This is a genomic window from Streptomyces sp. NPDC051172 (assembly GCF_040682555.1).
GTDB lineage: Bacteria > Actinomycetota > Actinomycetes > Streptomycetales > Streptomycetaceae > Streptomyces.
The window spans coordinates 1-7,449 of sequence record NZ_JBFBBE010000221.1; the positions used below are offsets into that span (position 1 = coordinate 1).

At 70.3% G+C, this 7,449-nt stretch carries 8 protein-coding genes; 3 read left to right on the top strand and 5 right to left on the bottom strand.

Features of this window, described 5'->3' with window-relative positions:
- Positions 1-172: 172 nt before the first annotated feature.
- The 5 genes from AB0N07_RS48930 to AB0N07_RS48950 form a co-directional block, all read right to left on the bottom strand.
- Complete coding sequence (locus AB0N07_RS48930; RefSeq protein WP_365847174.1) at positions 173-1,504, bottom strand: hypothetical protein; 1,332 nt, start codon at positions 1,502-1,504, stop codon at positions 173-175.
- A gap of 1 nt (position 1,505) precedes the next feature.
- A complete protein-coding gene (locus AB0N07_RS48935; RefSeq protein WP_365847176.1) occupies positions 1,506-2,261 on the bottom strand; it encodes a hypothetical protein in 756 nt (251 codons plus the stop codon).
- A gap of 13 nt (positions 2,262-2,274) precedes the next feature.
- Complete coding sequence (locus AB0N07_RS48940) at positions 2,275-2,577, bottom strand: hypothetical protein (RefSeq protein WP_365847178.1); 303 nt, start codon at positions 2,575-2,577, stop codon at positions 2,275-2,277.
- A gap of 86 nt (positions 2,578-2,663) precedes the next feature.
- Positions 2,664-2,963: a hypothetical protein gene (locus AB0N07_RS48945; RefSeq protein WP_365847180.1), complete on the bottom strand. Its 300-nt coding sequence runs from the start codon at positions 2,961-2,963 to the stop codon at positions 2,664-2,666.
- Positions 2,960-3,322, bottom strand: a complete 363-nt coding sequence (locus tag AB0N07_RS48950) for a hypothetical protein (RefSeq protein ID WP_365847182.1) — start codon at positions 3,320-3,322, stop codon at positions 2,960-2,962. The genes AB0N07_RS48945 and AB0N07_RS48950 overlap by 4 nt, the downstream gene beginning before the upstream one ends.
- A 522-nt stretch (positions 3,323-3,844) precedes the next feature.
- Here AB0N07_RS48950 and AB0N07_RS48955 point away from each other — a divergent pair.
- The 3 genes from AB0N07_RS48955 (at position 3,845) to AB0N07_RS48965 (ending at position 6,221) form a co-directional block, all read left to right on the top strand.
- The gene (locus tag AB0N07_RS48955; RefSeq protein WP_365847183.1) at positions 3,845-4,720 is read left to right on the top strand and encodes a lytic transglycosylase domain-containing protein; all 876 of its coding nucleotides are present in this window, start codon (positions 3,845-3,847) and stop codon (positions 4,718-4,720) included.
- 13 nt (positions 4,721-4,733) lie between these two features.
- Positions 4,734-5,525, top strand: coding sequence for a hypothetical protein (locus AB0N07_RS48960; protein ID WP_365847185.1), 792 nt, complete (start codon positions 4,734-4,736; stop codon positions 5,523-5,525).
- Positions 5,526-5,675: 150 nt separating this feature from the next.
- Positions 5,676-6,221, top strand: coding sequence for a sigma-70 family RNA polymerase sigma factor (locus tag AB0N07_RS48965; protein WP_365847187.1), 546 nt, complete (start codon positions 5,676-5,678; stop codon positions 6,219-6,221).
- The last annotated feature ends 1,228 nt before the right edge of the window (positions 6,222-7,449 follow it).

The window sequence follows — 7,449 nt, forward strand, 5'->3', positions numbered from 1 at the left end:
TGTCTGCTTTTTAGTGGTGCGCTCCCACGAGCGCGGGTGGGGCGGCGGCGGCGGGGGGCCGGGGGGTTCGGGGGGTGCCGGCGGGCCCCGGGGGGGGGGCCGGGGGGGTCCGCCCCCCCCGGTCAGGGGGCGACGGCCCGCAGTGCGGTGCGTCGCCGTCCGGTCGGCGGGGTCAGCGGTGCGGGCTCGGGTTGTGGCCCTGGTCGCCGTCGGCGCCGTCCAGGGATCCGGAGGCGGCTCTGCCCGCGACCTGGGCCGCGGTGACTGCCGCCGCGACTGCCATGGCGGCCGGTCCGCCGGCCGCTGCGGCCCGTCCGGCACCGCCGGTCGCACCCGCGCCGCCGGTCCCCGTCCCGCCGCCGGTCCCCGTCCCGCCGCCGGTCCCCGTCCCGCCGTCGGCACCGGCCGTGCCGCCGGCCGAGGCTCCGCCGGCGCCGTTCGTACCGCCGGCGCCGTTCGTACCGCCGGAACCGTTCGTACCGCTGGCGCCGTCAGTACCGCTCGTGCCGGCCGAACCCGTGCCGCTCGAACCCCCGGACGCGCCGCTGGGACCCGACGGATCCTTGCTGCCGCTGCCACCGAGGGCGCCGCCGAGCGACCGGGCGCCGGTGGCCAGGCCGCCGCCCACGGACTGCATCGCCCCGGTATAAGCGGCAGACCCGCCGAGCGCGGCGGTGGCGGGCACCACGAGTTTCAGGAGCGCGGGCAGTGCGACCGCGGACAGGAGCATGATGCCGATACCGGCGATGCGCTGGTTGACGGCGTGATCGCCGCCGCCCTGGTTCGGAGTCGTCGTGCTCGTGTTGATCATCGCGGCTCCGCTGTACATCACCAGCGCGGCTGCCGGTTTGTACAACAGCCAGGCGATCATCCAGCCGATGTGCTTGCGCCACCAGCCGGACCCCCAGTCGGTCATCGAGGCCGCCGCCGCCAGCGGGAGGGTGCCGAGCAGCAGGATCATCACGCCCAGCCGGATGTACATCAGGATCGTCTGGATGATCCCGGCGATCAGCAGCAGGAAGGCGAGGACGAGGAGCAGGAAGGGCTCGATGCCGGAGGTGTCGGCGCAGAAGCCGACGCCGTCCAGCGTCTTCTGCACGCTCGCGTCGAACAGATACTTGGAGTAGTTGTCCGCCACCTGCGCGGCGGCCAGGACGATGGTGGTGGCGGCACCTGACACGGCGATGACCCGGGCCATGCCCTTCAGAGCGGTCGTTCCCGCGGTGGCGCGACGCTCGACGGCCATACGGCAGGCGGCGAACAGCAGTGAACCGACCGCGAGGTAGACCACCAGCCACTGGGTCTGGCCGTTGACGTCCTTCGACGTGGTCGCGTTCAGGTCGTCCAGGGTCGGCACCTTGGTGACCAGGGCCCCGTACACCGCGATGGCGCCCGCGAGGATGGTCTTGGCGATCAGGCCGACGATCGTGCCGATGGGGTCGCCGAGAAACTCGAAGAAGCCCTTGGCCAGATCGGTGATCGGACTACCGGTGGAACAGCTCATGTCACACCCCCCACAGGACGAAGCCGTTGGTGTTGCCGGAGACGTTCGCCACCGTCGTGTGCAGGGAACCGCTGTCGTCGGGCACGACCTTCCAGTCCCCGCCGCTCCAGCGCAGGAGGACGACGGTCGACGCGTAGCCCTGCCCCGTCCTGAGCAGCAGCCTGACGCCGGCGTCGGTGCCCGTGTACGACGTCACCGCGAACCCGGCGTACGAGGCGGTGGACGTATCCCCGCTCTCGGCGGCGCTGTCGACGTCCGCGACGGTCGAGCGCTGGAACGCGAACAGGTCACGGCCACTCCCCGCCACCACCTGCTGGTCGGTGATGGTCCGCCAGCCCGAGCCGCTCATCTGGGAGGGGATGACGGTGGCGGCCAGCGCGGCGCCGACCGGTGTGTGCGCGAAACACCAGCGCATCACCCCGCTCGTCCGGGTGGGCCCCGCCGACGCGGATACCGGCACCCGGGCGATGCCGAGCGCCTGCCAACTGATGTCTTTCGGCGCCGACTTGGGCAGCGCGTCCCCGGCGCTGTCGTCGGTGCGGCAGCCCTTGGGGCGGCCGTCCCGAGCGGTCGCGGTGGTCAGCGGGCCCGCGGACGGCGCAGCGCCCGCCCGGCCGCCGTCGCCGTCGGAGGTCAGCGCCACGAAGACGCCGACCAGCACCACAAGGGCGAGGAACCCCGCCGACGTCTGCCAGCTGCGCTGCTTCCAGTACGGCCCGGAGGGCTCGGGCCGGTGCCGCTGTCTGCGTATGAGCATCTCGACCGCCGACTCATCCGAAGACGAAGCCGACCAGCGGCCCCGCGGTGGAGACGAGCACACAGCCGCCGAGCACCATGCCGAGCCGGCTCATGTGCTCGGAGCTCTCGCCGCGTTTGAGCGACACGGCCATCATCGCGCCGGTGACCAGCACACCGAGCACACCGGCCGCGGTGCCTGCCCAGGAGACGATGCCGAGGACCGTGCCGACCTTGTCGGTCAGCGACTTGGGGGCGCCGCTGACCGGTGTGGGCACGGCGCTGACCGGCGTGTCGGCGGCCAGGAAGTGGGACGCTTCTATGAGCAGTGAGGACATGGAGGATCTCCGTGGAATCGGTGCCCGCGCGAGTGGTGGGCGTAAGGGATGAACGGCGGTACGCGAAGGCGGGTGACGTATAGGGCCTACGGCCCGAGGAGGGACAGGTCACCGAGGAAATCGACGAGCGGGCCGGCCGTCGTGGCGATCAGACAGGCGAGGGTGACGAAGAAGACGCCGCGGAAGTGAGCGCCGCCCTCGCCCGGTTCGCCGCGGTTCAGCTGGATGGCCATGTTGATCCCGACGGCCAACAGCCCGAAGACGCCGGCGGCCGAGGCACACCAGCACAGGGTGTTGATGATCGTCATCGCCGCGCTGGATGCGTCCCCGGACGGGGTGTAGGGGGCGGCCGCCAGGAACCGGGCCCCGTGCAGGAACGGGCTCATGACGCGGCTCCCTCGCGGTAGAGCTCGCTTCCCACCAGCTCGGCGAGCCTGTCGAACTGTCTGGGCAGCACCTTCGGGTGACCGCCGGTGCGCCATGCCGGTATCCACGGCACGCGCTGCACCCGCGCCGCGGAGCGCAGCACGCGGATGCGGCGCAGCAGGCTGAGCTGCAGCCGGCCGGGGGCGTCGGCGACGAGCACCACGGCGAGCAGGTCGAGCCCCTTCGGCGCCCGCCCGCCCTCCAGCGAGCCCAGGGCCCGCGAGACGCACCGCAGTCCGCGTGCGCTGGTCCGCCCGACGAGTACGACCCGCCGCGGCTCGCCCCGTGCCGGGTCCGGCCAGCGGGCCCCCACGTCCACCCCGCCGAGCACCTCGACCAGCGAGGTGACCCCGGCCCCGCCGTGCGCCTGGACCCAGCCGACCTCGTCCCGGGACCGGCCCCTGGGCGCCCTGGGCCGAGGGGTATCGCCCCACGTCCGTTCGGGAAGAGGGGCGGCGGAGGGACGGCGTGTCCGGGGCTGGGGCCGGGGTTGAAGCCGGGGCTGAGGCGCGGGCGGCAGGGCGGCCCGGACATGATCGGCAGGGGGTGCCGGATTCCCGGCGGGGACCGGGCTAGTGGGCTGGGGGGCTCTCGGGCCCCGGACCCAGCCTGCCTGGCCCGTCGGTGCTCCCCGGCCCGTCGGCGTTGCCGCAGGTGTACCCATGTGTGTCCCGCCCCCCTCTCGCCTCGTACGTCCACTTTGCTGGCTCATGCGGTTTCCACTGGTTTGAACTTATTTGTCCGGAGGCCCGTTTCGATCTCCCGAGCCCGTCGGACAGCACAACGGGTCGTTCCGGCACAGCGGTTCAAGGAGAGAGGAAGAGGGCGGACAGCCATGGGCATGGACACGGGAGAGCAGGGCGGCGCCGCTCCGCAGGCTGCGGACGGGAAGGACGAGGAGGGCGGAGGGTCGAAGGCCGTCAGGAACACGGCGGTCGCAGCCGGTGGCGCCGGCTGTCTGCTGTTCCCGCTCGGCCTGGCCGGAGGGACCGTCATCGTCATCGTCTTCTGCGGGTTCGGTGTTCTGCTGGCCCCGCTGATCGCGATCTACCTGCTCTTCCACAGCGTCTTCGGCGGCGGCGGAGGCGGCGGAGACCTCCCGGGGCCGGACGACGCGAGCTCGGTGATGGCCGTCTTCCTGGGCGACGGCCAAGGCGAACTGGACACCTCGACGGTTCCCGAGGGCCTGGTGGACCCCATCCAGCAGGCCGGCCAACTCTGCGGCGCCATCGGCCCGATCGTCATCGCGTCCCAGATCGAGAAGGCGTCCGGCTTCAACGCCTCCCTCGTCGGCCCGGACGGCAAGCAGGGGATCTCACAGCTGCCGCCCGACGTCTTCACCAAGTACGGCAAGGACGACGACAACAACGGCAAGGCCTCCGCGCTGGACGCGAAGGACTCGATCCTGGCGCAGGGCCGCTATCTGTGCGACCTGGCCGACCAGGCACAGAAGATGATCGACGCCAACGAGGCCACCGGAAGCGTGCTGGACCTCGCCCTGGCCGGTTACGACGTGGGGATGGACGCCGTCCGCGCGGCCAAGGGCGTGCCGGAGACCGCGGAGGCCCAGGGCTATGTCGCGGCGATCCGCGCCCAGTTCGCCAAGTACGCGGGGGTCGCCGCCATCCCGTCCGGCACCCCCACGCCCACCGGCGTACAGACCTCCCTCCCCACCGCCGTGCCCACCGATTCCCTGACTCCCACGCCCACCTCATGACAAGGAGGCAGCCGTGATCCGCTTCGAGGTGTACATCTCCGACGAGGGACTCCCCGAGGTCAACGGGGAATCACTCCTGCCGACGCCGGGCCAGTCCGTGCACGAGGCCGTACTGGACCGGTTGCAGCGGTACGCCGTCGAACACGGCGGGGTCGTCGAGGCGACGGTGAACGAGCGTTCCGACACCGGCCACTTCGTCCTGCAGGTGTCGCCGGACGGCTCCAGCCGCTTGCTCGAATCCGGACCGGGACCTGAGCCAAGAGCCGAACCCGCCGGTACAGCCGTCGCCATCGCCGTGGCCCGCGCCACCGCCGCGGTTCGGGACATCGGCCGCGCGCCCGCTCGCACACCGGCCGTCGTGCTCCCTGCCGAACTCGCCGCACGGGTCGGCCATATCAACGCACTCGCCGATGACGGCCGGTTGTACGAGGCACACGCCCTCGCGACCGAGCTGCGCGAGAGCCTGACCGACGAGGTGGGCGCCGAGCATCCGCACGCGGTCGAGGCACGGGCGGTGGAGGCCTACATCGCGCACCTCAGCGGCGACCACCGCGAGGCCGTCGTGCTGGCCCTGGCCGTGGCCCGGATCCGGTGCCGCGACGGGGACCGGAGGGCGCCCGAGGAGGTGGCGCGGGCGACAGCAGCCTGGCAGTGGCTGGACGACGACCGCGCGGCCGTGGCACACGGGCGTGAACTGCTGCACATGTGGGACCGGTTGGGCCGACGGGGCCTGGTGCGCTCGCCCCATGCCGAGGTCGCCGGCCAGGTCCGCAGGCGCGTGGACGCCCTGGAGGCACTCGTCTGAACCCTCTGACGAGTCGAACTGCCTGCGCGTATATCGCCGTCAGCGCCGTGTGGACCGTTTGTCGATCGTCCCGTGGACCGTTCGTCAAACGGACATCCATCGCCCGTCGCAACACTCCGAGCTCCGGCAGACAAGGAGCAGGAGCACACCATGAACGTGACGGTCATCGGATCGGCGAGCGCGGTCTCCCCCGAGGAGCGGGCGCTGCGGGATCTCTATCTGGAACACGGCCCGGCGCTCTACTCGTACGTGCTGCGCATGCTCGGCGGAGACACGTACCGAACGGAGGACATACTCCAGGAGACGTTGTTGCGCTGCTGGAAGAAGCAGGCCCTCGCGGACGGCGAGGGGATGGCGGTACGACCCTGGATGTTCCGGGTCGCCCGCAACCTCGTCATCGACGCGCACCGGACGCGGATGGCACGGCCGATGGAGATCGCCGGCAACTCCTGGCTGAGCGACATGTGCGCCGAGGTGGACGACATCGAACAGATGCTGTCGTCCATCGTGGTACAGGACGCCCTGCGGTCGCTGACTCCGGCGCACCGCGAGGCACTCCGGGCAACGATCTTCGAGGACCGCACCACTCACCAGGCGGCCGAAGCCCTCGGCGTCCCGCAGGGCACGGTGAAGTCCCGGGTGTACTACGCGCTGCGCAGCCTGAGATCGGCACTGGAGGACAGCGGGGTGCGGTGAGCGCCCCGCGCGTCCCCGCAGCCCTCAGCAACGTGTGTAAGTCCCGCTGGGAGGGAGGGACATTGAGCAGCCGGCGCAGGAGGGGCCACTACGCTCTCACACTGGCCGCGGGATGCGACATGGCTGCCGGGGACTTCGGATCCCGCGCGGAATTCAAGGCCCCCGGCCTGCAGGGGTGTTGCAAAGTCGGGTGATCTCGTATGCGGCCCAACCGGCCATAACCCGACCAGCCGCGCTACCCCGGAAACTTGCAACTGCCCTGCTCCTGACGCCCTCTCGATGAACGAAACTCTGACCACACTGGAGTTGAACCGCGCCTGCTGAGTGCCCGTTGTACGGATTAGCGATCCATACATCTAGGAGCGAACATGACCACTCCCAACCCCGAGGATTCCGATCCCGAACCTGCGGTTTCCGCTGACGACCCTGGGCCTTCCGACTCCACGAGTACATTCGACTTGCTCTCTCGCAAGAGAGTACACAAGCGCGGTTTCTCCCGCGACGACGGAGCACCCAAGAAAGGGGTAGTACGCACAGCGGCCGCACTTGACGTTGGAGCTGCGGCGGTGAAAGGACTTGCACGCTCTGGGAGCGGCCTTGCACGCAGGGCAAGCAGGACAGGCGTGGAGGTCCGCGACAATGTGAAGGACGCGATCACCCGCACGGGTAGGCAGATAGGCGATCTGGTCCAGACGGCCAGCAAGCGACTCAGCGGTGATTTCTCGAGCAAGGGGTTCGACTCGACCAAGGGGTTCGAAGTGACCAGGAGGCATATGGTTAACCCCCAGGCCGTAGCAGAGGCCGTAGCAGTTGAAAGAAGAGCCGTAGCAGCTGATAGCAGGGAAGCAGGCATGGTAGCAGCCGCGGAAGAGCGCTACTCGCGATTGGGCCCGCTGAAAGTGGCGAACGCCAGTCCGTCGGCTTCCACTTCAAGCATCGCAGCGGCCGCAAGGATCTCCCCATCACCGAGCCGGCCGCCGTCCAGCGGTTCTGAGCACCGTGCCAGCGGTACCACCGCCCAAACCAACGTTCAGCCTCCCCCGTCGAGGCGATCAGCTGGACGATAATCGAGCTTCCTCGCTTCGTGGTCGTCGCCCAGGCGAGCGGTGTGTCGGCGGCCAGAAAAATGTAAGCATTCATCCCTGAAGGAACGGGGCCGGTCAAGTGCCTGACCTGTCCGTGTTTTTGGCGGTTCCCGGCTGCTTTTGGGCAGCGCCCGGCGAGGCTC